Genomic DNA, 23,386 nt, shown 5'->3' with positions numbered 1-23,386 from the left:
CAGGATATTGCCCATGCCCAACGTTTCCCCCGCAGGACCCCCGATGGCCGCGAGCCCGCTCACCGTCGCCGTCCTCGAAATCGACGCCTACGCCTCCACCCTCGGCTGGGACCAGCCCGCCCGGCTGTTCGCCCTGGTCGACACCGCCCGGCTGCGGGTCCAGGAGCCCGCTCTCGCCTCGCAGCTCGGGCTGGACGACTCCGCTGCCACGACCGCTTCCCTCACCCCGATCGAGCAGGAGGAGCTGCCCGCCGGTACCGCCCTGGACGACTTCCTCGGCACCATCGCCTGGCCCGATGCCGTGGTCGGCTGTGCCATGACCGTGGAGCGGCTGATGCTGCCGCCGTCCGCCGAGGCCTCCGTACCGGAAGGGCTCAGCGACAAGAAGCTCACCCAGTGGGTGGCCAAGCACCCGGACCGGCAGGAGGTGCGGATGACGGTGGCCGTGCTGCGGGACGGGGCGCGCGAGTCCGCCGTACGGCTGCGCGAGAAGGACTCTCCCACCGAGGTGCTGACCGGGGCCGGCCTGGTCCCGGGGCTCGCCGAGGCCCTCGCGGCGACGTTCGAGTCCTGACACCGCCCGCTTCCCGACGCGCTGTCAGCCGGCCGAGCAGCTCGGCAGCGCGTCGGTCTTCCCCGCGCTGATCTTCTCCAGCGACTTCTTGGCGTCGTCGAGGGTCTTGACCCGGATCAGCGTCAGTCCGTCCGGCGTGTCGGCGGCGGCCGCGGCGCAGTTCTCGTCGGGCGTCAGGAAGTAGCGGGCGCCCGCGTCCCGGGCGCCGACCAGCTTCATCGTGATCCCGCCGATCGGGCCGACCTTGCCCGCGTCGTCGATGGTTCCGGTGCCCGCGATGAACTTGCCTCCGGTCAGATTGCCGGGGGTGAGCTTGTCGATGATGCCCAGGGAGAACATCAGCCCGGCGCTGGGGCCGCCGACGTCCGCGAGCTTGATGTCGATCTCGAACGGGAAGGTGTGGTCGATCCCGGCCTTGATGCCGACGATCGCCCGCTCCTTCCCGCCGCTCTCCTGCGAGGCCGGCGCAGCCTCGGTGGTGATGGTGACCTTCCGGCCGCCCTCGGGGGCCTGGCCGGCCTTCTCGGCGGCCGCCGCCTCCTTGGCCGGGATCACGGTGAACGTGACGTCCTCGCCGGGCTTGTGCTCGGTGACCAGCTCGGCCACGTCGCCCGGCTCCTTGACCTCGGTGCCGTCGACGGACCTGATCACATCGCCCGCGTGCAGCTTGCCCTCGGAGGGGCTGTCCTTGACCACGCTGGAGACGATGACCTGGGTGGCGACCGGGATGCCCAGCTCCTTCAGGGCGGCCACCTTGGCGCTCTCCTGGGACTGGCTGAACTCCTCGGCGTTCTCCTGGGTCGACTGCTCCTCGGTCTTGCCGTCCGGGTAGAGCGTGTCGTGCGGTACGACGATGCTGTCGTGCGCCAGCCAGCCGTAGACGGCCTGGCCCAGGTTCATCCGGTAGTCCGCTCCGGTGACCCGGACCGTGGTCATGTTGAGATTCCCGGTGGTCCCGTACGTCTTGCGGTCCACGATCCGCAGCACCGGCTCGCCGCGCGCCTCACCCAGGGTGTTCACCGTCGGTCCGGGAGACATCTCCGCATACGGCACTTTGATCAGCAGGCCTGCGCAGAGCAGCGCGATGAGGATGAGGGTGGAGGCGAGCATCGTCGCGGTGCGGCGTGGCATGGAACGACAGTACGGGAAAAGCCTGTCCGTCCACCGCCGGGGCCGGTCCGTACGAGGAGCGGCCAGGACGCGGCGGAAGGAGAGTCACGCGGCGTTCGGTGGCCTCAGAGAGCCTCGGAACCGGAGTGCGATTTCTCCATCGCGTCACGGAACCTGGCGTAGTCGGCGAGTTCGGTGACATCGCCGGTCGTGCGATTACGAGCAGCCCAGGATGCCCATATCGCACCGCCGACAGCAGCGAAAAGTGGAATCAACAGCCAAGCGAGAGCCGCCATCACGACCTCCCTACCCCGTGAGCGATCGAATGATCGATCTGCAGATTAACGATCCGGAAGACCAACGCTCACGGCAGGGGTGCGGTTACGCAAATCGGGGCTGATGCGCTCCGGTCCGGTTTGCGCTCAGCAGGCTCCGACCCACTCCTCCGTTCCGTCGGAGAAACGCTGGTGCTTCCAGATCGGAACCTCGTGCTTGAGGTCGTCGATGAGCTTGCGGCAGGCCGCGAAGGCCTCCGCGCGGTGCGGACAGGCGACGGCGACGACCACCGCCAGATCGCCCACCCGCAGTTCACCCACCCGGTGGACGGCGGCGAGGCCGCGGACCGGGAAGTCGGCGACGACCTTCTCCGCCACTCGGCGCAGCTCGTCCTCGGCGGAGGGGTGGCAGGAGTAGCCGAGCGCGCCGACGTCCTGTCCGCCGTCGTGGTTGCGCACGGTGCCGACGAAGAGGGCGATGCCGCCCGCGGCGTCGTCCCCGACGGCACGGAAGACCTCGTCGACGGAGAGTTCGCTGTCGCGGATCGCCAGCAGCCGGATGGGGTCCGAAGCCGCCTGCTCGCCGGGGTGGTCCTGAGTACGTGCCATGCCCCCATCGTGCCGTACGGCACCGACAACCCGGAATTGCCTGTTCGACCGGCGGACACCCGACCGCGTTGGAGCCTCCTACAGACGGCTGCCCGGACCCGGGGACGCGGTCAGATGCGGCGGCGGGCCTTGCGGGCGCGGCGGACGAGAGCGGCCGTACCCAGCAGGGCGACCGTGGCACCGGCGGCCGTGGCCGTCGCGGCGGTGGCGTCCTTGCGGCCGAGGCGGCGGCCGGCGAGCGTGTGGCGTCCCTCGACCTCTTCGAGGAGCGCTCCGAGGACCTCCTCGTTGGTCCACTTCGGCCGCCATCCCGCGTCGTGCAGCCGGCTCACGCTGACCACCCAGGGGTGCATCGTGTACGCCAGGTCGCCCGCCGGGGAGGGGGTGAGCCCGATGCGGTGCAGCCGGGCGGCGGCCCCCAGGGCGACGGCGGAGGGCAGCTCCATCCGGCGTACGCCGCTGAGCTCCTCGACCTCCTCCTGTTCGAGCCAGCCGTCGCAGCCGACCGCGAACTCCCCGTCGATCTTCTCCAGGGCGGCGTACTCCAGGGCGGTCACCAGGTCGTCCACGTGGCAGAACTGCCAGGTGGGCCGGGAACCGGCGACAACCAGGAGACGCGGTGACTCGAAGTAGCGGGTCAGCGCGGTGTCGGTGCCGCCGACCAGGACGGTGGGGCGTACGACGGTGACGTTGAGCCCGGGGTGGGCGCGGGGTGCCCGGCGGCCCAGCCGTTCGATCTCCAGGAGGTCGCCGACCCCGGTGGCCTCGGCGGTGGCCCGCAGCTCGGCGTCCTCGGAGAGCGGCACATCGTTGTCGGCGAGCGCCCCGTAGACCATCGCGGAGGTGCACAGCACGACCCGGTGGACCCCGGCGGCGGCCGCGGCGGTGAGCACGGTCTGGGTGCCCCGTACGTTGTACGCGGTGCGGGCGGCGGGGTCGGTCTCCAGGTCGAGGTCGAGGGCCAGGTGCACGACGACGTCCGCGCCGCGCAGCTTCTCGGCGATGGCCGGGTCCCGTACGTCCAGGATGTGCCAGGTCGCCTCGGAGACCTCTCCCCGGCGTTCGTCGATCGCGATGACCTGCTTGACCTCGTCGGATGCGGCGAGATGGGCGGTCAGCAGCTCACCGACCCCGGTCGCGGCACCGGTGACCGCGACCACGGGGCCCCGGTTCCTGGGGGTCCTGGGGCGTTTCTTCTCGGGTGTGCTCTCGGGCGGCGGGTCGGTCAGGTTTCGCGCTGCGCGAACCTGCGGATCTGGGGAACTCACCGGGCGTCTCCAGCGGTTGTCTTCAGTACGTACCCGAATGACGCGTACGTACCAGGTGGCGTCCATCCTGCCGCAGGCCGGGAGTCGGCGGAGCACTGAGGCCCGAAGCGGGCGTGGTGTCTACGCTGGATGGTGATGTCGGGCAGTCGCCGTCGGTTCGAGCCGGCGGCCCTACGAGCCGAGGAAACCCGTGAGTGACACCCCATTCGGATTCGGCCTTCCGCCGGAGGAGCCGGAGAACGGCGACGAGGGCAAGAAGAAGGACCCCACCGAGGGTGGGCAGAGCGCGGGCGGGCCGGGAAACCCGTTCGGATTCGGGCCGGGGGCGGGCGGGGACAACCCGTTCGCCGCGATGTTCGGCTCCATGAACCCGAACGATCTCGGTGCGGCCTTCCAGCAGCTCGGGCAGATGCTGAGCTACGAGGGCGGTCCCGTGAACTGGGACATGGCCAAGCAGATCGCCCGCCAGACCGTCTCGCAGGGGACGGCCGACGGCACCAAGGACGCGAGCGTGGGCCCCTCCGAGCGGACGGCGGTCGACGAGGCGCTGCGGCTGGCCGATCTCTGGCTGGACGGTGTGACGTCGATGCCCTCCGGTTCGGTCTCCACCGTGGCGTGGAGCCGTGCGGAGTGGGTCGAGGCGTCGCTGCCGGCCTGGCAGCAGCTGGTCGACCCGGTGGCCGCGCGGGTGGGCCTGGCGATGGGCGATGTGCTGCCCGAGGAGATGCAGGCCATGGCGGGCCCGCTGATCGGCATGATGCGGTCGATGGGCGGCGCCATGTTCGGCCAGCAGATCGGTCAGGCCGTGGGCACGCTGGCCGGCGAGGTGGTCGGTTCCACCGACATCGGGCTGCCGCTCGGTCCGGCGGGCAAGGCCGCGCTGCTCCCGTTGAACGTGGCACAGTTCGGCAAGGACCTCAGCGTCCCGCAGGACGAGGTGCGGCTCTATCTGGCCCTGCGCGAGACCGCCCACCAGCGGCTCTTCGCCCATGTGCCGTGGCTGCGCTCGCACCTGTTCGGCGCGGTCGAGTCGTACGCGCGCGGCATCAAGGTCGACACGAGCAAGTTGGAGGACGTCGTCGGCCAGTTCGACCCCTCCAACCCCGAGCAGTTGCAGGACGCCCTTCAGCAGGGCATGTTCCAGCCGGAGGACACACCCGGGCAGAAGGCCTCCCTGGCCCGTCTGGAGACGGCTCTGGCGCTCGTGGAGGGCTGGGTGGACGCGGTGGTCCATGAGGCCGCGAAGTCCCGGCTGACCTCCTCGGACGCGCTGCGCGAGACGATGCGCAGGCGCCGTGCCTCCGGTGGTCCGGCCGAGCAGACGTTCGCCACGCTCATCGGTCTCCAGCTGCGCCCGCGCCGGCTGCGGGACGCCTCGCGGCTGTGGGCCTCGCTCACCGACGCCCGGGGTCTTGAGGGCCGCGACGCACTGTGGGCACACCCGGACATGCTGCCGACCGCCCACGACCTGGACGACCCGGACGGCTTCGTCCACCACGAGCAGGCCGACTTCTCCGAGCTGGACAAGATGCTCGGCGAGGCCGCGCAGGGCCCGCGGAAGCCCTCCGTAAGCGATGAGGACAAGGGCGAGGACGGCAAGGAAGACGGCAAGGACGGCCGCGACCAGTGACCCTGCGCGACGACGCCACCCTCGTACTGAAGGGTTACGCCCCCGGGGGCGAGGAGGGCAGCGACCAGGCGGAGCTGCGCCGGGCCTACCTGGACCACCTGGCGGGCCACGACGACGCGATGTGGAAGGCGTGCGGGGCCGGGCATCTGACGGCCAGCGCCCTGGTGATCGATCCGGAGCGGAAGAAGGTGCTGCTCACCCTGCACCGCAAGCTCCGGATGTGGCTGCAGATGGGCGGGCACTGCGAGGAGCGGGACGCCACTCTGGAGGCGGCGGCGCTCCGGGAGGCGACGGAGGAGTCCGGAATCACGGGACTCACCCTGCTGCCCGGCGGCCCGGTCCGGCTGGACCGGCACCCCATCCCGGCCCCTGCAACTGGCACCTCGACGTGCAGTACGCGGCGCTGGCCCCGGCCGGAGCGGCGGAGCGGATCAGCGAGGAGTCGCTGGAGCTGCGCTGGTTCGGCTACGAGGACGTGGCCGAGGTGGCCGACGCCTCCGTCGTACGGCTGCTGAAGGCGACGCGCTCCCGGCTCTAGCGAGCAGCGCCCTGTGGGTAAGGGGCGGCCTCTGTGGAGGCCGCCCCTTACCGCTGACCGGTCAGTTCCAGGCGTTGTTCTGGTTCTGGCCGTAGGCACCCTGCTGGCCCATGCCGAACTGGGCACGGGCGCCCTGGCCGATCTGGGCGTTCTGCGGGGGCATGACCTCGCTCGGCTGGACCAGCGCGAAGCCCTGTCCGAGGAAGCTGAGCTCCCAGCCCTCGCCGGTGTTGCCCCGGCGCCTGAAGACACCGCTGGAGTGCGTCTGAGCCTGCATCTGGACCCGCAGGGCGCTGGACCAGGCGACGATGGCGTCGGCGTCCACATTGACGTACTTCTCGGGCGTGACCTGCATCATCAGGGGCTGGCCCGAGGTCATGAGGGCGACCTTGCCGGTGCCGGTGATGTTGAGCTGGTACTTGCCGCTGCCGGAGATCCCGTACTGGCTGTCCACCGCGATGACCTCGGTGTGCAGCGAGGAGTCGAGGGCGAGGACGTAGGCGCTGTCCACGGTCATCCCCTCGCGGTCGACGTCCACGACGTGGATGTGCTGGGCGAGGTTGGCGAAGAAGACCGTGCCCTGGCCGGACACCCGCATCAGGTCGAGGCCCTCACCGGTGTGTGCGCGGGCGCGCCGCTGGCCCTGCGACTGGTATTCGCCGTCGAAGTCCATCAAGCCCTGGTAGGCGACCATCGCGCCCTTGCGGGCGAGGATGTCGTCCTGTCCGGTCAGCGAGACCCGCAGGAGCTGCGGGTTCTGGATGGTGTACCGGTCCTGGGACTGCTGCTCGGTGTGGCTGAAAAGCGGACTCTGCATGGTGGGTTCCCCTCCCCTCAGTTCCGGATCCGCAGGCGGTCCGTACTGTCCTCGCTCGGCTGGACGACGACGATGCCCTCCCCGGAGAAGGCCATCTGGTACGCCTCCCCGCTGCCGCGGCCGATCAGCGCCCCGGCCTTGAAGCTGCGTTTGCCCTTCACCTTGAGGTTGGTGGACCAGGCGACCAGGGCGTCCGGGTCGACGTACGTCTCGTCGTCACCGCGTCCGCAGTCGACGACGATCGGGGTGCCCCGGGAGGTGATGGCGACCCATCCGGTGCCCTGGACGACGACGTTCCACAGCCCCTGTCCGGCGAACTTGGCCATCCCCTTGACCCTCTCGACGCTCCAGGTGAGGTGTGCGTCGTAGGCGAGGAGGTTGGTGCCGTTGACCGAGATGGACTCGTTGTTCAGGTTGATGACGACCACGTCGGCGCCGTAGTCGGCGAGGTAGAGCAGTCCGTCGCCGGAGCACTTCATGACGGGTGCGCCCTCGCCGGTGATCCACTGGGAGGCGATCTGCCGGACGGCGGGCGGGTTGGGCTCGTACTGGATGAACCCTTCGTACGCCACCATCGATCCGGTGCGCGCGTAGAGGTCCTGTCCGGAGGCCATGGCGACCTTGAGCATGGCCGAGCCGTGGTTCTCCATGCGGGCCGTGACGGCGGTCGGGGCGAAGCCCGCGAGTTGCTGGTTCATGACGGGCTCCCTCTAGACCTCGTAGGGCTGGACGACGATGAAGTTGCCGGGGGCTCCCCGGAACTGGAGGTTCACGGTCTCGCCGCTGTGTCCCGGGTACGCGTTGCGGCGCAGCCGGACCTGGCTGGAGACGATCACCTGGGAGGCGGCCGACCAGGCGACCACCGCGTTGCAGTCGGCGAACGTGGTGGGGGTGACGGGCAGGACGACCGGGGTGCCGTGGGTCTTGATGACCACGGTGCCGGTGCCCTGGAACTGCATGGTGAACAGGGCGCCGCCGGGGATGCCGTGCCCCTCGACCCGGCGGATCTCGTACTGGAGGGACTCGTCGAAGGCGAGGACGCTCTCCGCGGAGACACAGATGGCGTCGCCCTGGAGCTCGATCGGGTGGAGGTAGGAACCCTCCTCGGCGAGGAAGACCTGGCCGCGGCCGGTGCAGCGCATCAGCTGCATCTCCTGGCCGGTGGCGTTGCCGACGACCCGTCCGACGAACCCGGCGCCCTTGTAGCCGAAGTCGACCTTGCCCTGGTACATCACCATGCTGCCCTGGCGGGCCAGCACCCCGGCGCCGCCGATGGTCAGGTCGACCCGCATGAGCTGCTGGTTCTGCGGGGTCCAGCGCTGTCCGGTGGGGGTCTCCTTGTACATCTGGAGGGCCGCCTTGAGCCCGGCGCCGGCCGCCGGAACGCCCTGCGGCACACCGGAGGGCTGCTGCCCGAAGGGAGGCGGGGCGCTCTGCCCGTACGGTGCCGGGGCCGGCTGGCCGTAGGGCGCGGGCGGGACGCCCTGGCCGGGGATCTGGCCGAACTGCGGGGGCGGGGGCGGCGGGGGCTGGTGCCCGGGCCGGCCGTACGGGGACGGGGGCGCCTGCGGGGTGAGCGGCGCCGCGATCGTGGGCGCGGCGTGCATCGGCTGCTGCGGCGCGGGGGCGGGCGCCGGCGGGGCGCCGAAGGACGGGGCCGGCTGCGGGGCCTGGGGGGCGGGCGGGGCCGCGAAGGCCGGGGGTGCGGTGGCCTGGGCCGGCGGGGCGAACCCGGGGGCTGCCTGCGGGGCGGCCGGCGCCTCTTCCTCCTCGGCGACCTCGCCGCCGAAGTTCTTCAGGAGCGCTTCGAGACCGCCGTCGAAGCCCTGGCCGACGGCGGCGAAGCGCCAGACGTCCTTCAGGTAGAAGTCACCGAGCATCACCGCGCGCTCGGTGGTGAACTCCGAACCGGTGAAGGCGTATCTGACCACTTCTTCGCCGCCCGCGACGATCCGGATGTACCCGGGGCCGACCTGCGACATCTGGCCGGCACCGTCGAGGGTCGCGGTGAAGGAGAGCTTGTGGATGGTGGCCGGGATGCGGTCGAGTGTGACGCGGAAGGACTCGGTGTCGCCGGACTGCGGACCGAGGAGCTGAATGGCCTCCTCGGGCGATTTCGGCTGGTTGAAGAAGATGAAATACCGGTCGTCCGAGAGCTGTTCGTCGGCGTCCAGGCCGAAGCAGCTGATGTCGAAGGTCAGTCCAGGGGCGGCAATCTGCACACCTACGTACAGATCTGTCCCCGGTGTGAGATCACTGAGCTTGGCCTTGTGGCCTCGTTGGAATTCCCTGGCCATACGTAACGACCGTCCCCCATCCCGAAGGTGAATGCGTCGCGTCAGGCTAACCGCAAACCGCGACATCCGGCCAAGCCGGTACAGACCCGGTACAGAATCGCCGAACGCGGCTCATCGGGAGCGCCGCGTGCGGCGGCCTCACTCCTGCGCGCCGGGCGGAGGGGGCGACTGTTCCGCCGCCGCCACTCCCTCGAGGTAGCCACGGGCCCGCTCGGTACGGGGATACGCCTCCAGCAGCCGCCAGAACTCCGGTCCGTGGCCGGGGACGAGCAGATGGGCCAGCTCATGGAGGAATACGTAGTCGACGACGTACTCCGGCATGCCCTGGAGCCGGTGCGAGAGCCGGATGCTGCCTTCGGCGGGGGTGCACGAGCCCCAGCGGGTGTTCTGGTTGGTCACCCAGCGAACGGACGCCGGGCGGGCCCTGCCGTCGAAGAACTGGGCGGACAGCCGCTCGGCCCGCTCCGTGAGCTCGGTGTCCCCGAGGACCCGCTTGCTCTCCTGGGCCGCGAGCTTGTCCAGCATCACGCCCACCCAGCGCCGCTCCTCCGCCTCGGACATCCGGGCGGGGATGAGCACGATCGTGCGGCCGCCCTCCCGGTAGGCGGAGACCGATTTCCTGCGCCGGGTGCTCCTGCGGACCTCGACCGCGCTCGTCGCCGAGGCGCGGGGCGTACGGGCGGCCGGGCCGGGCTGCTGGCTCGCGGCGCTGCGCGCGGGGATCTCCCCGGCGACGCCGGGTGACGGGTCTGCGGGCACGCCTCGACGTTACCCGCTGTACGTGGGGGAAGTCCCGCCTCCGGATCCGTTCACCACCGATGAACGGCACTATTGAATGACTGATCCCCTTTCCTGTGGATAACTCCGAGCACGCTTCGCGGCGGGCGCGCATTCTGGCAATGCACCGACGCGGCCGGGAACCCTCCCGAGCACGCGGTCACGACAGCGATCGGGGGAAAGCCGTGCGTCTCGGGGGAGAAGTCCTGCATCCGATGTTGAAGCCCGCGCTGCGCCGGGCATGGCGCGGACGGGACACCGTCCAATTCGGGGTGACACCGGCGCACGCCGTGACGCTGGGCCCGGTGGACATCGCGACGGGGAGCTTTCTGGAGCTGCTCGACGGAACGCGCGGCCTGCCACTGCTGCGTGAGGAGGCGCGGGCACTGGATCTGTCGGAGCGTCATGTGGACGTGCTGGTGCGGCGGCTGGCGGAGGCGGGCCTGCTCGACGATCCGCGGTCCGCCGGCTCGCAGGGGGATCTCCTGCGCCACCGGGCCGAGGTGATGGAGCGTCAACGCCCTGACGTGGCCTCGCTCTCCGTCGTCCATCCCGGGCCGGGCGAGGGGCTGCGCCGGATGGCGGCCAGGCGGGGGATGCGGGTCCAGGTGCGGGGTGCGGGCCGGGTCGGCGCGTCGATCGCCGCGGTGCTGTCCGGCTCGGGGGTGGGCCATGTGGAGGTGCTGGACGGGGGCCGGGCCGAACCGGGGGACGTGGCGCCCGCCGGGCTGCCGCCGGCGGCCGTGGGGGAACGGCGCGATGTGGCGGCCCGCCGACTCGTCCGTGGGGCGGCTGCCGGTCCCACGCCCCGGTCGACGGGGGCGGAGCGGGGCGCTGACGGCGGGCAGCCCGGGCTTTCGCTCATCGTCGTCGCGCCCCGGGACGGTCTCTCCGTATACGCGCCGGTGCCGGACAGCGCGGCTTGCTGGATCGCTTCGGGCACCCCTCATCTCTATGCGGGGGTGATCGAGGCCACGGGGGTGGTGGGGCCGCTCGTGCTGCCGGGCGGCACCGGGTGTGCGGGGTGTCTGGAGCTGCACCGCGCGGACCGGGATTCACAGTGGCCGCGGATGCTGGCGCAGTGGCGTTCGGGGCGGCGGGGCGCGGTGCCCGCCTGCGATCTGGGGCTGGCCACCTCGGTCGCCGGGCTCGCCGCGGCACACGCCCTGTCCTTCCTGGACGGGGAGCTGCCGGCCAGTACCGGAACGCGCTGGGAGGCCGCGCTGCCCTTGCTGGACTGGCGGCGCGAGCGGATCGGCCCGCATGCCGACTGCTCCTGCGGAGCGGCCGAGCGCATGGAGGGGGCGGGGGCCTCCGGCTCCGTCGCGGCGCACGACACAATGGCTGGGTGACCGCCGCCGACGGGTGACACCGGAGGTCCGAGCGGCACGGCAGTCTGGGAACTGGAGGGGCACATGTCTGATCTTCCCCGGAAGGCGGTTACGCGTACGGCCAAGCTGGCCGCGCTCCCGCTCGGCTTCGCCGGCCGTGCCACCTGGGGTCTGGGCAAGCGGATCGGCGGCAGATCCGCCGAGCTGGTCGCCCGGGAGGTGCAGCAGCGCACGGCGGACCAGCTGTTCAAGACGCTGGGCGAGCTGAAGGGCGGGGCCATGAAGCTGGGCCAGGCCCTCTCCGTCTTCGAGTCGGCGCTGCCCGAGGAGGTCGCGGGCCCCTACCGGGCCGCGCTGACCAAGCTCCAGGAGGCCGCCCCGCCCTTGCCCGCCGCCACGGTCCACGCGGTGCTGGCCGAACGGATCGGCGAGGAGTGGCGCGAGTATTTCCTGGAGTTCGAGGACAGGCCGTCGGCCGCCGCCTCGATCGGGCAGGTGCACCGGGGGGTCTGGCACGACGGCCGGGAGGTCGCCGTGAAGGTGCAGTACCCCGGTGCGGGCGAGGCGCTGCTCTCGGATCTCACCCAGCTCAGCCGCTTCGCCCGGCTGCTGGGCCCCCTGGTCCCGGGGATGGACATCAAGCCGCTCATCAAGGAGATGCGCGACCGGGTGTCGGAGGAGCTGGACTACGAGCTGGAGGCACAGGCCCAGCAGGTCCACGCGGAGGAGTTCGCGGACGACCCCGATGTGGTGATCCCGGGAGTGGTGCACCAGTCCGACCAGGTGCTGGTCACGGAGTGGATGGACGGGATCCCGCTGGCGGACGTGATCGCCGCCGGTACGGCGGAGCAGCGGGACCGGGCCGGGCAGCTGCTGGCGCGCTTCCTCTTCTCCGGCCCGGCACGGACCGGCCTGCTCCACGCCGACCCGCATCCGGGCAACTTCCGGCTGCTGCCCCCGGAGGAAGGGGTTGCTGAGGCGGATGGGGCGGATGTCGTGGATGAGGCAGGCGGACCGGAGCCTGTGGCGTGGCGGCTGGGGGTGCTGGACTTCGGCACGGTGGACCGGCTTCCGGGCGGGCTGCCGGGGACCATCGGCGACTCCCTGCGGATGACGCTGGAGGGTGATGCGGCCGGGGTGTACGGGCGGCTGCGCGACGAGGGGTTCGTGAAGGAGTCGATCGACCTGGAGCCGGACGAGGTCCTCGACTACCTGCTCCCGATCATCGAACCGGCGCTGGTGGAGGAGTTCACCTTTTCCCGTGGCTGGCTGCGGGACCAGGCGGCCCGGATAGCCGACCCCCGCTCCCCCGCGCACCAGCTCGGCAGGCAGCTCAACCTCCCGCCGTCCTACCTCCTGATCCACCGGGTCACGCTCAGCACGATCGGGGTGCTGTGCCAGCTCGGCGCGGCGGTCCGGTTGCGGGACGAGCTCGAAGCGTGGCTGCCGGGGTTCGTCGCGGAGGGCGAGGAGGCCGAGGTCCCGGAGTTCACGGCGGAGAGCGGGGAGCCGGAGCTGGTCGCGGAGGACGACGCGTAGGGCGGGTCACCACCAGACGGAGTCGAGGCGGCTCTCGATCGCTCTGATGTGGAGGCGGGCGCAGGTCTCGCAGAAGTGCAGGCGGCGGCCGTCCTCCACGGAGGAGAGCCAGGTCAGCGGGGGCGTCCCGCCTTCGGCGGCGGTGCCGCAGCGGGCACAGACCACCGGTCCGGCGGCCGGTTCTTCGGGGGGATGCGTCTCCTCGTCCACCTCGTGACGATATCTTCGCCGCCGGGACCCGGCAGCTCAACGCACCGCGGGGCCGTCCTCCGTTCGGACGGCCCCGCGGTCGGGTGGCAGCTCCTCACCGGCCAGAGCGGTTGCCCGGTGAGGAGTGCTGGTGCTCCGGCCTCAAGGAGCGTCGGCTCCGGCAGTGGAGCACTGGTGCTCCGGCAGTGGAGCGGAGAGGTGGGGCCTCTCAGTGCATGACTGCCATGGCCAGCGCGCGGCGGGCGCGCAGCGAGGCGCGCTCCGCCCGGCGCTGCATCCGGCGGGCGGCGACGAGGCGCACCGCCTGGCGCTCCACCTCGACCTCCCGCAGGCGGTCGTGCATATGCGCACGAGCCAGGGCTTCTGGGATGAGTTGCATCTCGCGGGTCCTGTTCTGACGCGAGTCGTTCGCGCCGATGATGGTGACGTCGGGGGTCGCGGAGCCGACGGGCTCCTTCGTGGGGGTGATCATTGGTGCCTGATTCCGGGGGTCATGGGTCTGCGGACGGTCGATGGTTCCCAGGCGCAGCCACCGCGTGGGGGCGGGGGCGCCGCAGTCGGCGGTCACGCTGCGACCGGGTTCTTGCGCGGACGGCCACGCGGCCGCTTGCGGGCCACGACGACACCCTGGACGAAGAGCTCGCCACCCCAGACGCCCCACGGCTCGCGCCGCTCCTTGGCCCCGGCGAGGCAGGCCTCGACGAGCGGGCAGGTACGGCAGAGGGACTTGGCGTACTCGACGTCGGCCGGGGACTCGGCGAAGAAGACCTCCGGGTCGTACGAGCGGCAGGGGACGGGTACGCCGAGGTTCTCGATGGCGTCGTCGAGCGCGGTGAGGGGGAGCAAGGCGGAGTCCTCCGTGGAGCCGGGCGGGGAGATCGAGTCGGACTGCGGTACTGACGGGGCGTGCGCTTCGAGTTGCACGGTGGGTGTTGTCCTCGTCTGGTCGTGCCGGCCTGTTGGCCGATTGGCGGCTGGTACTGCTGGTCCGAGGCGCCTTCGGGGTGTCCCGTCCGTTCGGACAAAACAAAAGGGCCGCGGATCCCGAGTGGGGTTCCGCGGCCCTGAGGCGCCGGCCTGATGCTGGATCAGGCTGGATCGCTCCAGGGTTCAGGCCCACGGAAGGCCCACATCGTGTGGTGCTGCTGCGTCTGCTTCTTGGCTCCGGCACCGGCTGCCGCAAAGGCATAGGCCTGAGCCTGTGCATCCTTCGCTACTGCTGCCGCCGGTGCCTCGATCGGTCGCTCATTGCGCTCCCGCATCACGGGGACGTTCGCCAGGGACAGCGGGCTGACGGCGGAGATGCCGGACAGACCGGTGGCGCGGAGCGAAACAGCCGAGGAGCGGGCGAGGCCGAGCGAGCAGGCGGAGACGACCGAAAGACCGGTCATTTTCTGGGTTTCGATGATGCTGATCACTTCAATCGCCTCCTCTCGGCGTCTAGGGTGACCGGCCGGAGCCGGTCGCGCGTATTCGGATAAGTACAGCACGGATTCAGGGCTTCAGAGAAGTCGCTGTTCCCGTGGTTAAGAACCTATGGTGACGACTGGTGCGCGCGCAAACTATTTTCTGGACGAGTTTTCCTCAGTCCTCGCCGCCACCCTCCTCGGGCCCCTCACCGGCCGTCTCACCTGCGCAGATGGCCAGTACGTCGGCTCCGAAACGGGTCAGCTTCCGGTTCCCGACACCGGCGATGACGACCAGCTCGCCCTCGGTGGACGGCACGGCCTCGGCGATGGCCATCAGCGTCTTCTCGGTGAAGACGCAGTAGTCGGGCTGGCTCAGCCGGGCCGCCTGGCCGGCCCGCCACTCCAGCAGCCGGCCGTACAGCGCCTCGTCCATGTCGGACGGGCACTCCTCGCACCGCATCAGCTTCATCTCGCCCGCGTCGGTGAGGGGGCGGCGGCAGACCCGGCACCGCGCCGTCTGCCGGGGCCTGCTCTCGACGGCCTCGGCCCGCTCGGTCCGCGCGGCCCGGCCGGTGCCCCGATCGATCCCGCCGCCGCCTCCGGCCCCGCCCCGGGCGCCGAGCGCCGTGGAGCCCGGACGCAGCCCGTTCAGGAACCGGGTGGGCCTGCGGCTGGCCCGTCCGCCGGGGGAACGCGCCAGGGACCAGGAGAGCGAGAGGTGGAGCCGGGCGCGGGTGACGCCGACGTACAGCAGGCGCCGCTCCTCCTCGACCTGCTCGTCGGTCTTGGCGTAAGCGATCGGCATCATGCCCTCGGTGAGGCCGACCAGGAAGACCGCGTCCCACTCCAGGCCCTTCGCCGAGTGGAGGGAGGCCAGCGTGACGCCCTGGACCGTCGGGGCGTGCTGGGCGGCCGCCCGTTCGTCCAGCTCCCGGACCAGGTCGGACAGGGTCACGCCCGGCCTGGCCGCCTCGAAGTCCTCCGCCAGCCGCACCAGCGCGGCCAGCGACTCCCAGCGGTCGCGCACCGCCCCCGACCCGGCGGGCGGGCGGGTGGTCCAGCCCTTGGTGGAGAGCACCGCCCGCACCTGGGACGGCAGTCCTTCCGCCCCGTCCAGCAGGGAGTCGTTGCGTCCGGCGCGGGCGGCGCCGCGCAGGGCGGTGCCCGCCTCGCGGACCTCCGCCCGCTCGAAGAAGCGCTCGGCACCGCGCAGCTGGTAGGCGACCCCCGCGTCCGCGAGGGCCTGCTCGTAGACCTCGGACTGGGAGTTGACCCGGTAGAGCACGGCGATCTCCCCGGCCGGGACGCCCGCCGCGATCAGGTCGCGGATGCGCCGGGCGGTCGCCTCTGCCTCGTGGGGCTCGTCGGGATACTCCGCGTAGACCGGCTCGGGTCCTTTGTCCCGCTGCGAGACCAGCTCCAGGCGGTGGTCTGCCGCCCTGCCCCGGGCCTGGCTCAGCAGACCGTTGGCGAGGTGGACGACCTGGGGGGTGGAGCGGTAGTCCCGCACCAGCTTGACCACCGTCGCCCCGGGGTGGCGGGTGCGGAAGTTCAGCAGGTGGTCGGGGGTGGCCCCGGTGAAGGAGTAGATCGTCTGGCTGGCGTCGCCGACGACGCAGAGGTTGTCCCGGTCGCCGACCCACAGGTCCAGCAGGCGCTGCTGGAGCGGGCTCACGTCCTGGTACTCGTCGACCACGAAGTGCTGGTACTGGCCGCGCACATGGTCGGCGATGTCCTGCCGGTCCTGGAGGATGCCGACGGTGAGCAGCAGCACGTCCTCGAAGTCGATCACCGAGCGGTCGCGCTTGAGCTGTTCGTACGTGGAGTAGATCTGGGCGAGCACCGCCGGATCGCGGGGGGCGTCCCGCTGGGTCTTGGCGACGGCGGCCGGATAGTCGGCGGGGACGGTCTGGGTGACCTTGGCCCACTCGATCTCGCCGGTGACGTCCCGCAGCTCGTTGCGGTCGAGGCGGAGCTCGCAGCGGGCGGCGGCCTCGGCGACCAGCTGCACCTTCCGCTCCAGCAGCCGGGGCAGCTCGCCACCGACTGCCTTCGGCCAGAAATACTGGAGCTGGCGGAGCGCCGCGGAGTGGAAGGTCCGCGCCTGGACCCCGGTCGCGCCGAGCTGCCTGAGCCGGCCGCGCATCTCGCCCGCCGCCCGGTTGGTGAAGGTGACGGCGAGGATCGTGGAGGGCTGGAGAATGCCCGCCCGCACCCCGTACGCGATGCGGTGGGTGATCGCGCGGGTCTTGCCCGTACCCGCTCCGGCCAGCACGCACACCGGTCCGTGCAGGGCCAGGGCCACCTCGCGCTGCTCGGGGTCGAGACCGTCGAGAACGGCGTCCGGGGTCTCGGGGACCTGCGGGAAGAGGGTGGAGTGCGTTGCTGCTGTCACCCCGCCATGCTGCCAGGTCCCGTGGGGCGGATGCGGCGGTTGTCCACAGGGGTGAGGTATTCGTCGTACTGATGCGGGGCGACGGGTCCGGCGGGATGCCGGGCCCGCGGACCCGGTGTGGGAATGGTGGGCGCCTCCCGTACGTTCCACCCGGTGCGGGAGCGGCTCAGGCCGCCGACCGCAGGTGACGCTGCCGGCCGCGCAGCGGGACGGACGAGACAAGGGAGCGCCAGCGACATGGCGGGCACTGTGACGATGTACAGCACCACCTGGTGCGGCTACTGCCGTCGGCTCAAGGGCCAGATGGACCGCGAGGGCATCGCGTACAACGAGGTCAACATCGAGCACGACGCGGAGTCGGCGGCCTTCGTCGAGAAGGCGAACGGCGGAAACCAGACGGTCCCGACGCTTCTGGTCGTCTCCCCCTCCGGCACCGAATCGGTCATGACGAACCCGTCGCTGGCCCAGGTGAAGCAGGCTCTGGCCGCCTGACGCCCGCGCACCAAGCACCAAGCACCAGGCACCGAACTCCACCGCTGCCCCCGGCATCCGCCGGGGGCAGCGGTGTTTCCCGGTTCGTCTCCCCGGTTCAGTTCGTGCGGTTCAGGCTGCCCGGCCTCGGCAGCGGCTTCCCGTACCAGAGTTCGATCAGCCGGGCGGCGATCGAGATGCCGAACGGCGGCATGACCTCACCCGACTCGAAGGCGGCGGTCAGGTCCTCGCGGGAGAACCAGCGGGCCTCCTCGATCTCCTCGCCGTCGACGTTGATCTCCGAGGAGGTCGCCCGGGCCATGAAGCCCAGCATCAGGCTGGAGGGGAAGGGCCACGGCTGGCTGGCGACGTACTCGACCTCGCCGACCGTGACGCCCGCCTCCTCGTACACCTCGCGGACCACGGACTGCTCGATCGACTCCCCCGGCTCCACGAACCCGGCGAGCGTGGAGAAGCGGCCCTCGGGCCAGTGCACCTGTCGGCCCAGCAGCGCGCGGTCCTGGTCGTCGGTGACGAGCATGATGACCGCCGGGTCGGTGCGCGGGTAGTGCTCGGCGCCGCAGGCCTGGCAGCGGCGGATGTGCCCGGCCGCCGCGATGATCGTGCGCTCGCCGCAGCGGGAGCAGAAGCGGTGCAGGCGCTGCCAGTTCTCCAGGGCGACCGCGTGGACCATCAGCCCCGCGTCGCGGGGGCCGAGCAGCAGGCCCGCCTCGCGCAGTCCGGCCGGGCGGGCCGACTGGTCCATGCGGCCGGGCAGCGAGTCCTTCTGGAGCGCGAAGTAGCTGACGCCGTCCTCGTCGGTGCCGAGGAAGTACCGGTGGGTCTCGGTGACCGGGGCCTCGAAGGCGGGGGTCATCACGATCGAGGTGCCCCCCTCGGGGGTGTCATCGATCAGCACCTGCCCGCCGGAGACGACGAAGACGCGGGTCGTCGGGTGGCTCCACGCCACGGCCAGCCACGCCTCGTCGAGGCGGTGGTGCGCCGCGCGGTCGATGCCGCTGGGCGCGGTGAGGCCGATCGGGCGGTCTGAGGTGGCGTTGTCGAAGGTGCTCACAGGTGCTTCCTACTCCCCCTAGGTGGATCGGGTGTGCGGAGGTGGGGCGGGGTTCATCGGCCGGGGCTCACCGGCCGAGCGCCGTGGCCAGTTCGCCCCACAGGTACGCGGTCGTCTCCACGCCCTTCAGCAGCAGGTCCAGCTCCACCTTCTCGTCGGGGGCGTGCCAGCCGTCGGAGGGTACGGAGATGCCGAGGAAGAGGACGGGGGCGCCGAGCACGTCCCGGAGGTCGGCGGCCGGGCCCGAGCCGCCCTCGCGGGTGAAGAGGATCTTCTTGCCGAAGGCCCGGCCCATCGCGCGGGCCACGGCCTGGAGGGCCGGGTGGTCCAGCGGGGTCAGACAGGGGCGGGTGGCGGGCTGGAAGGTGGTCTTGTGGCGGACGCCCTCCGGGACACGGGACTCCACCCAGGCGCGGACGGCCTGCTGTACGCGGTCGGGGTCCTGGCCGTCGACCAGCCGGAAGCTGATCTTCACCAGGGCGGAGGACGGGATGATCGTCTTGCTGCCCGCGCCCTGGTAGCCGCCGCCGATGCCGTTGACCTCGGCGGTGGGGCGGGCCCAGACGCGCTCCAGCGTGGAGTACCCGGCTTCGCCGGAGGCCGCCTGCGACTTCGCCGTACGCAGCCAGGTGGCCTCGTCGAAGGGGAGCTGGGCGAAGAGGGCCCGTTCGGTGTCGGTGAGGTCGGTGACCCCGTCGTAGAACCCGGGGATCGCGACGCGGCCGTCCTCGTCGTGGAGGGCGGCGACCAGGCGGGCGATCTCCGTGGCGGGGTTGGGGACGGCTCCCCCGAACGATCCGGAGTGGATGTCCTGGGCGGGGCCGTACAACACGATCTCGCACTCCGCGAGGCCGCGCATGCCGGTGCAGACGGTCGGGGTCTCCTCGTCCCACATGCCGGTGTCGGAGATGATCACGGCGTCGGCGGCGAGGCGGTCCGCGTGCTGTTCGGCCAGGGCGCGGAAGTTCGGGGAGCCCGACTCCTCCTCGCCCTCGATCAGCAGCTTGAGGTGGACGGCCGGGGTGGTGCGGCCGGTGGCGGCGAGGTGGGCGCGGACGCCGAGGGTGTGGAAGAAGACCTGTCCCTTGTCGTCGGCCGCACCGCGTCCGTACATCCGGCCGTCCCGGATCACCGGCTCGAACGGGTCGGTGGCCCAGCCGTCCTCACGGGCGGCGGGCTGCACGTCGTGGTGGCCGTAGACCAGGACCGTCGGGGCGTCCGGGTCCTCGCTGGGCCACTCGGCGAAGACGGCCGGGGCGCCGGGGGTCTCCCAGATCTCGGTGACCGGGAAGCCGGCCTCCCCGAGCTTGGCGCTCAGCCACTCGGCGCTGCGCCGTACGTCACCGTCGTGCTCCGGCTGCGCGGAGACGGACGGGATGCGCAGCCACTCGGCGAGGTCGTCGAGGAAGGCCGCGCGGTGCTGTTCGGTGTACGTACGGACGGCGCTGTCCGGGGTCTCGCTCATGCTCTTGAGCCTATCCGTCCCGCGGAGCCGGATCGTCCAGCAGGATCCGCTCCAGCCCGGCCCGGCCCGGCAGCCCCCGGGGACGGACGGTCTCCCCCGTGCGTACGTAGAGGAAGGTGGCGGTGACCGCGTCGAGGGGCAGCTCGTGCAGCTCGGCCCAGGCCAGCCGGTAGACGGCGAGCTGGAGGGGGTCGGCGGTGCGGTGGCGGGTGGTCTTCCAGTCGACGATCTCGTAGGTGTCACCCGTGCGGTACACCGCGTCGATACGGCCCCGGATCACCCGGCCCGCGAGGGTGATCTGGAACGGGGTCTCCACCCGGTACGGCGTGCGCCGGGCGTACGCGGTGCGCTCGAACGCCTCCTTCAGCTCGGCGAGATCCCGCTCGTCGGCGATCTCCGCGTCGCTCTCGTCGCCCCCGGGCAGCTCGTCGGGGCCGAGCATGGGCAGCGGCAGCTCCTCGTACCGCGACTCCACCCAGGCGTGGAACCGGGTGCCCCGCCGGGCGGCGGGCTGCGGCGGCCGGGGCATGGGCCGGGCCAGCTCCTTGGCGAAGGCGTCGGGGTCCTCGGCCAGGCGCAGCAGCTGGGTGGCGGAGAGCGCGGCGGGGACGAGGACGTCGTGCACGGTGGCCCGGGCCCGGCGGAGCTCCCCGGCGAGGGCGTCGAGATCCCGGTCCCAGGAGGCGAGGGCGCGGCTCTCCTCGGGGGTGAGGCGGTCCGCCGGGTCTTCCTCGGGGGGGCGGGCGGCGGGGATGTGCGGGTGCGGGGGCGCCTCCGGGGCTGGTGCCGGTGCCGACTCCCGTACGGGCTCCGACGCCGGTGCCGGGGTGTCCGGTGCGTCCTGGGGGCGTCGGGTGGGGAGCGCGTCCCAGTCCCAGGCCTCGTCGGCGGGTGGCTCGTCGAGAGGGGGCTCGTCGTCCCACGGCTCGTACGCCGGTACGCCGTCGGGTCCAGGGCCGTACGCCGGTACGCCGTCGGGTTTGGGGGCGTACGCCGGTGGCTGCTCGTCGCCGTGGCGGGCCAGGCGCTCCAGGTGGGCCAGCACCGTGTCGCGGGCGGCGCGGCGGCGGGTGAGGGCCGTGGCGTCCAGCGGGAGCGGCCAGGCCAGGTCGGTGTCGGGCGCCGCGAGGGCCGGGTTCTCCTCGTCCTCGGCGGGCTCGTCCGCCCAGGCCTCGATCTCGCCGTGGCCCGCCGCGCAGTGCTCGTACAGCGCCTCCAGGAACGCCGACGGGCCGCGCGTCCGTTTCTGCGACGGGCCCCACCAGTGGCCGGAGCCGAGGAGGAGGGAACGGGGGCGGGTGAAGGTGACGTACCCCAGGCGCAGCTCCTCCGTGTGCTGGTGCTCCTTCATCTCCTCCTTGAACGCCTTCATCCCCCTGGCGTCGAACGTGTCCACTTCCGGGAGCGTCACCGCGTCGCCCCGCAGGGCGTGCGGGAGCACCTTGGCCTGGGCGGTCCAGGCGTCCCGGGACCGGCCGCTGGGGAACTGGCCGGTGACCAGGCCGGGCACGGCGACCACGTCCCACTCCAGGCCCTTGGACTTGTGCGCGGTGAGGACCTTGACCGTGTTCTCGCCGCCGGGCAGCGCGTTGTCGAGGCCCTTCTCGTACTGGGCGGCCGTCCGCAGGAAGCCGAGGAAGGCGAGGAGCGACGCCTCTCCGTCGAGGGAGGCGAAGGAGGCCGCTGTGTCGAGGAAGTTGGCGAGGGTCTCGCGGCGGCGGGCGGCCAGCGCCTGCGGGGAGGCGGACAACTCGACCTCCAGGCCTGTGGTGGCCAGGACCCGGTGCAGGACGTCCATCAGGGGGTCGGCGAGCGAGCGGCGCAGCTCGCGCAGCTCGCGGGCGAGACGGGCGAAGCGGATGCGGGCCTCCGCCGAGAACGGCAGCCCGTCGTCCGCCGCGTCCCCCCCGATCAGGAAGGTGTCCAGGGCGTCGGCGAGCGATATCACCTCGGCCGGGTCGGTGCCCTCGACGGCCTCCGCGAGCCGCCGGTCCGGGTCTCCACCGTCCCCGTGGGCGGCCCGGTGGACCAGGAGGCGGGCGCGGCGGCCGAGGAGGGCGAGGTCGCGGGGGCCGATGCGCCAGCGCGGGCCGGTGAGGAGGCGGACCAGCGATGCGTTGGCGCCCGGGTCCTGGAGGACCTCGCAGACCGCGACCAGGTCCGCCACCTCGGGCAGGTGCAGCAGCCCCGCGAGACCGACGACCTCGACCGGGATGTCCCGGGCGACCAGGGCCGCCTGGATCTGTCCGAAGTCCGCGGCGGTGCGGCACAGGACGGCGATCTCGCCGGGCGGGGTGCCGGTGCGCACGAGGTGGGCGAGGGAGTCCGCGAGCCAGTCGATCTCCTCGGTGTGGGTGGTGAGCAGGGCGCACCGGACCATGCCGTCGCGCTCGGCGCCGGGTGCGGGGCGCAGCGCCTCGACGCCTTCGTGCATCGCGCGCAGCGGCTCGGCGAGGCCGTTGGCGAGATGGAGGAGGCGGCCGCCGCTGCGCCGGTTCTCGCTGAGGCTGTAGCGGGTGGCGGGGGTGCCGTCGGCGTGCGGGAAGTGCTCGGGGAAGTCGTCCAGGTTGGCGACGGAGGCGCCGCGCCAGCCATAGATCGCCTGGCAGGGGTCGCCGACGGCGGTCACCGCGTGACCGGTGGGTGCCTGGCCGGCCGCGTCCGTCTCCGTACCACCGCCGCCGCTGCCGGTTCCACTGCCGCCGCCGGTTCCGCTTCCGCTTCCGCTGCCGAACAGTGCCGACAGCAGCAACCGCTGGGCCACCGACGTGTCCTGGTACTCGTCAAGCAGCACCACCCGGAACTCGTCCCGCAGGATCTCCCCCACCTCCGGCCGGGTCAGGGCCAGCTCGGCGGAGAGGGCGATCTGGTCGCCGAAGTCCAGGAGGTCACGGCTCCGCTTGGCGGACCGGTAGCGCTCGGTGAGGCCGAGGAGGGAGCGGCGGGCCTCGGCGGTCTCGGGGATCTTGCGCAGGTCGGCGTTGCTGAGCTTGGCCGTCTCCAGCTCGCGCAGCAGCTCGGTGTCGTACGCCTCCAGCTTCCCGGGCCGTACGAGGTGTTCGGACATCTCTCCGTCGAGGGCCAGGAGGTCGCTGACCAGGGTCGGGAAGGAGCGGGTGAGCGCCGGATACGGGCCCGGGGCCTCCCGCAGCACCTTTGCCGCCAGCTGGTAGCGCGTGGCGTCGGCGAGGAGGCGCGTGGACGGCTCCAGGCCGATGCGCAGGCCGTGCTCGGTGAGGAGGCGGCCGGCGAAGGCGTGGTACGTCGAGATGGTGGGCTCGCCCGGCGGGTTGTCCGGGTCGATGACCTCGGGGTCGGTGACCCCGGCGGCGATCAGCGCCCTGCGGACGCGCTCGGCCAGCTCGCCCGCCGCCTTGTTGGTGAAGGTGAGGCCGAGGACCTGCTCGGGCGCGACCTGGCCGGTGCCGACGAGCCAGACCACGCGGGCGGCCATCACGGTGGTCTTCCCCGACCCGGCTCCGGCCACGATCACCTGCGGGGCGGGCGGCGCGGTGATGCAGGCCGTCTGCTCCGGGGTGAAGGGAATCCCGAGAAGCTCCTTGAGCTGCTCGGGATCGGTGATGCGTGAGGACACG

General features: G+C 72.0%; 20 protein-coding genes and 1 pseudogene. 6 read left to right on the top strand and 15 right to left on the bottom strand.

The window, feature by feature from the left end; translation table 11 throughout:
- Positions 1–13: 13 nt before the first annotated feature.
- Positions 14–574 carry a PPA1309 family protein gene (locus D6270_RS23095; protein ID WP_237491890.1) on the top strand — a complete coding sequence of 187 codons (561 nt, stop codon included), beginning with the start codon at positions 14–16 and terminating at the stop codon, positions 572–574.
- A 24-nt stretch (positions 575–598) separates the two neighbouring features.
- Here D6270_RS23095 and D6270_RS23090 read toward each other — a convergent pair whose 3' ends face one another.
- From D6270_RS23090 to D6270_RS23080, 3 genes are all read right to left on the bottom strand, one after another.
- Positions 599–1,705, bottom strand: a complete 1,107-nt coding sequence (locus D6270_RS23090) for a YlbL family protein (RefSeq protein WP_109163707.1) — start codon at positions 1,703–1,705, stop codon at positions 599–601.
- Positions 1,706–2,106: 401 nt separating this feature from the next.
- Positions 2,107–2,568, bottom strand: coding sequence for a molybdenum cofactor biosynthesis protein MoaE (locus D6270_RS23085; RefSeq protein ID WP_109163708.1), 462 nt, complete (start codon positions 2,566–2,568; stop codon positions 2,107–2,109).
- Between the two features lie 110 nt (positions 2,569–2,678).
- Positions 2,679–3,836: an SDR family oxidoreductase gene (locus D6270_RS23080; RefSeq protein ID WP_109163709.1), complete on the bottom strand. Its 1,158-nt coding sequence runs from the start codon at positions 3,834–3,836 to the stop codon at positions 2,679–2,681.
- 190 nt (positions 3,837–4,026) lie between these two features.
- Here D6270_RS23080 and D6270_RS23075 point away from each other — a divergent pair, with 190 nt between their 5' ends.
- Both D6270_RS23075 and D6270_RS23070 read left to right on the top strand, forming a co-directional pair.
- Positions 4,027–5,466, top strand: a complete 1,440-nt coding sequence (locus tag D6270_RS23075; protein ID WP_109163710.1) for a zinc-dependent metalloprotease — start codon at positions 4,027–4,029, stop codon at positions 5,464–5,466.
- Positions 5,463–6,004, top strand: a pseudogene (locus D6270_RS23070) (NUDIX hydrolase). Before D6270_RS23075 ends, D6270_RS23070 begins: the two are co-directional and overlap by 4 nt.
- A gap of 61 nt (positions 6,005–6,065) precedes the next feature.
- On the opposite strand, the gene D6270_RS23065 reads toward D6270_RS23070, so the two are convergent.
- From D6270_RS23065 to D6270_RS23050, 4 genes are all read right to left on the bottom strand, one after another.
- A complete protein-coding gene (locus D6270_RS23065) occupies positions 6,066–6,821 on the bottom strand; it encodes an AIM24 family protein (RefSeq protein ID WP_109163712.1) in 756 nt (251 codons plus the stop codon).
- Positions 6,822–6,838: 17 nt separating this feature from the next.
- Positions 6,839–7,519, bottom strand: a complete 681-nt coding sequence (locus tag D6270_RS23060) for an AIM24 family protein (protein ID WP_109163713.1) — start codon at positions 7,517–7,519, stop codon at positions 6,839–6,841.
- A 12-nt stretch (positions 7,520–7,531) separates the two neighbouring features.
- Positions 7,532–9,118, bottom strand: coding sequence for a TerD family protein (locus tag D6270_RS23055; RefSeq protein ID WP_109163714.1), 1,587 nt, complete (start codon positions 9,116–9,118; stop codon positions 7,532–7,534).
- Positions 9,119–9,256: 138 nt separating this feature from the next.
- Entirely contained in the window at positions 9,257–9,877 is a 621-nt protein-coding gene (locus D6270_RS23050; RefSeq protein WP_109163715.1) for a M48 metallopeptidase family protein, read from the bottom strand.
- Positions 9,878–10,101: 224 nt separating this feature from the next.
- On the opposite strand from D6270_RS23050, the gene D6270_RS23045 reads away from it, so the two are divergent.
- Together D6270_RS23045 and D6270_RS23040 are read left to right on the top strand one after the other, a co-directional pair.
- Positions 10,102–11,247 carry a ThiF family adenylyltransferase gene (locus D6270_RS23045; protein ID WP_109167294.1) on the top strand — a complete coding sequence of 382 codons (1,146 nt, stop codon included), beginning with the start codon at positions 10,102–10,104 and terminating at the stop codon, positions 11,245–11,247.
- A gap of 63 nt (positions 11,248–11,310) precedes the next feature.
- Complete coding sequence (locus tag D6270_RS23040; protein ID WP_109163716.1) at positions 11,311–12,765, top strand: ABC1 kinase family protein; 1,455 nt, start codon at positions 11,311–11,313, stop codon at positions 12,763–12,765.
- 6 nt (positions 12,766–12,771) lie between these two features.
- Here D6270_RS23040 and D6270_RS23035 read toward each other — a convergent pair whose 3' ends face one another.
- The 5 genes from D6270_RS23035 to D6270_RS23015 all read right to left on the bottom strand — a co-directional run bounded on the left by D6270_RS23035 (position 12,772) and on the right by D6270_RS23015 (position 16,779).
- Complete coding sequence (locus D6270_RS23035) at positions 12,772–12,975, bottom strand: hypothetical protein (protein ID WP_109163717.1); 204 nt, start codon at positions 12,973–12,975, stop codon at positions 12,772–12,774.
- Between the two features lie 208 nt (positions 12,976–13,183).
- The gene (locus D6270_RS23030; protein WP_204117065.1) at positions 13,184–13,543 is read right to left on the bottom strand and encodes a putative WhiB-interacting protein; all 360 of its coding nucleotides are present in this window, start codon (positions 13,541–13,543) and stop codon (positions 13,184–13,186) included.
- Entirely contained in the window at positions 13,540–13,899 is a 360-nt protein-coding gene (locus D6270_RS23025; RefSeq protein WP_109163718.1) for a WhiB family transcriptional regulator, read from the bottom strand. The genes D6270_RS23030 and D6270_RS23025 overlap by 4 nt, the downstream gene beginning before the upstream one ends.
- 164 nt (positions 13,900–14,063) lie before the next feature.
- Positions 14,064–14,393, bottom strand: coding sequence for a hypothetical protein (locus tag D6270_RS23020; protein ID WP_109163719.1), 330 nt, complete (start codon positions 14,391–14,393; stop codon positions 14,064–14,066).
- A gap of 166 nt (positions 14,394–14,559) precedes the next feature.
- Positions 14,560–16,779 carry an ATP-dependent DNA helicase UvrD2 gene (locus D6270_RS23015; protein WP_109163720.1) on the bottom strand — a complete coding sequence of 740 codons (2,220 nt, stop codon included), beginning with the start codon at positions 16,777–16,779 and terminating at the stop codon, positions 14,560–14,562.
- A 237-nt stretch (positions 16,780–17,016) separates the two neighbouring features.
- Here D6270_RS23015 and D6270_RS23010 point away from each other — a divergent pair, with 237 nt between their 5' ends.
- On the top strand, positions 17,017–17,271 hold the full coding sequence (locus D6270_RS23010; protein ID WP_109163721.1) for a glutaredoxin domain-containing protein: 255 nt from the start codon (positions 17,017–17,019) through the stop codon (positions 17,269–17,271).
- Between the two features lie 97 nt (positions 17,272–17,368).
- On the opposite strand, the gene nudC is transcribed toward D6270_RS23010, so the two are convergent.
- From nudC to D6270_RS22995, 3 genes are all read right to left on the bottom strand, one after another.
- Positions 17,369–18,325 (bottom strand): NAD(+) diphosphatase, encoded by a 957-nt coding sequence (gene nudC / locus D6270_RS23005; protein ID WP_109163722.1) that lies wholly within the window; start codon positions 18,323–18,325, stop codon positions 17,369–17,371.
- Positions 18,326–18,392: 67 nt separating this feature from the next.
- Positions 18,393–19,790, bottom strand: a complete 1,398-nt coding sequence (locus tag D6270_RS23000) for a dipeptidase (protein WP_109163723.1) — start codon at positions 19,788–19,790, stop codon at positions 18,393–18,395.
- Positions 19,791–19,800: 10 nt separating this feature from the next.
- On the bottom strand, positions 19,801–23,385 hold the full coding sequence (locus D6270_RS22995) for an ATP-dependent helicase (protein WP_109163724.1): 3,585 nt from the start codon (positions 23,383–23,385) through the stop codon (positions 19,801–19,803).
- Position 23,386: the final 1 nt, after the last annotated feature.

The sequence above is a fragment of the Streptomyces griseus subsp. griseus genome, assembly GCF_003610995.1.
GTDB lineage: Bacteria > Actinomycetota > Actinomycetes > Streptomycetales > Streptomycetaceae > Streptomyces.
Note: the sequence above shows the minus strand (reverse complement) of the source record. Positions and strands in the feature narration are given on the sequence as shown.

Coding starts and splice junctions, on each gene's coding strand:
- D6270_RS23095 (WP_237491890.1), top strand. CDS start 14: ATGCCCAACGTTTCCCCCGCAGGACCCCCGATGGCCGCGAGCCCGCTC.
- D6270_RS23090 (WP_109163707.1), bottom strand. CDS start 1,705: ATGCCACGCCGCACCGCGACGATGCTCGCCTCCACCCTCATCCTCATC.
- D6270_RS23085 (WP_109163708.1), bottom strand. CDS start 2,568: ATGGCACGTACTCAGGACCACCCCGGCGAGCAGGCGGCTTCGGACCCC.
- D6270_RS23065 (WP_109163712.1), bottom strand. CDS start 6,821: ATGCAGAGTCCGCTTTTCAGCCACACCGAGCAGCAGTCCCAGGACCGG.
- D6270_RS23060 (WP_109163713.1), bottom strand. CDS start 7,519: ATGAACCAGCAACTCGCGGGCTTCGCCCCGACCGCCGTCACGGCCCGC.
- D6270_RS23055 (WP_109163714.1), bottom strand. CDS start 9,118: ATGGCCAGGGAATTCCAACGAGGCCACAAGGCCAAGCTCAGTGATCTC.
- D6270_RS23040 (WP_109163716.1), top strand. CDS start 11,311: ATGTCTGATCTTCCCCGGAAGGCGGTTACGCGTACGGCCAAGCTGGCC.
- D6270_RS23010 (WP_109163721.1), top strand. CDS start 17,017: ATGGCGGGCACTGTGACGATGTACAGCACCACCTGGTGCGGCTACTGC.
- D6270_RS23000 (WP_109163723.1), bottom strand. CDS start 19,790: ATGAGCGAGACCCCGGACAGCGCCGTCCGTACGTACACCGAACAGCAC.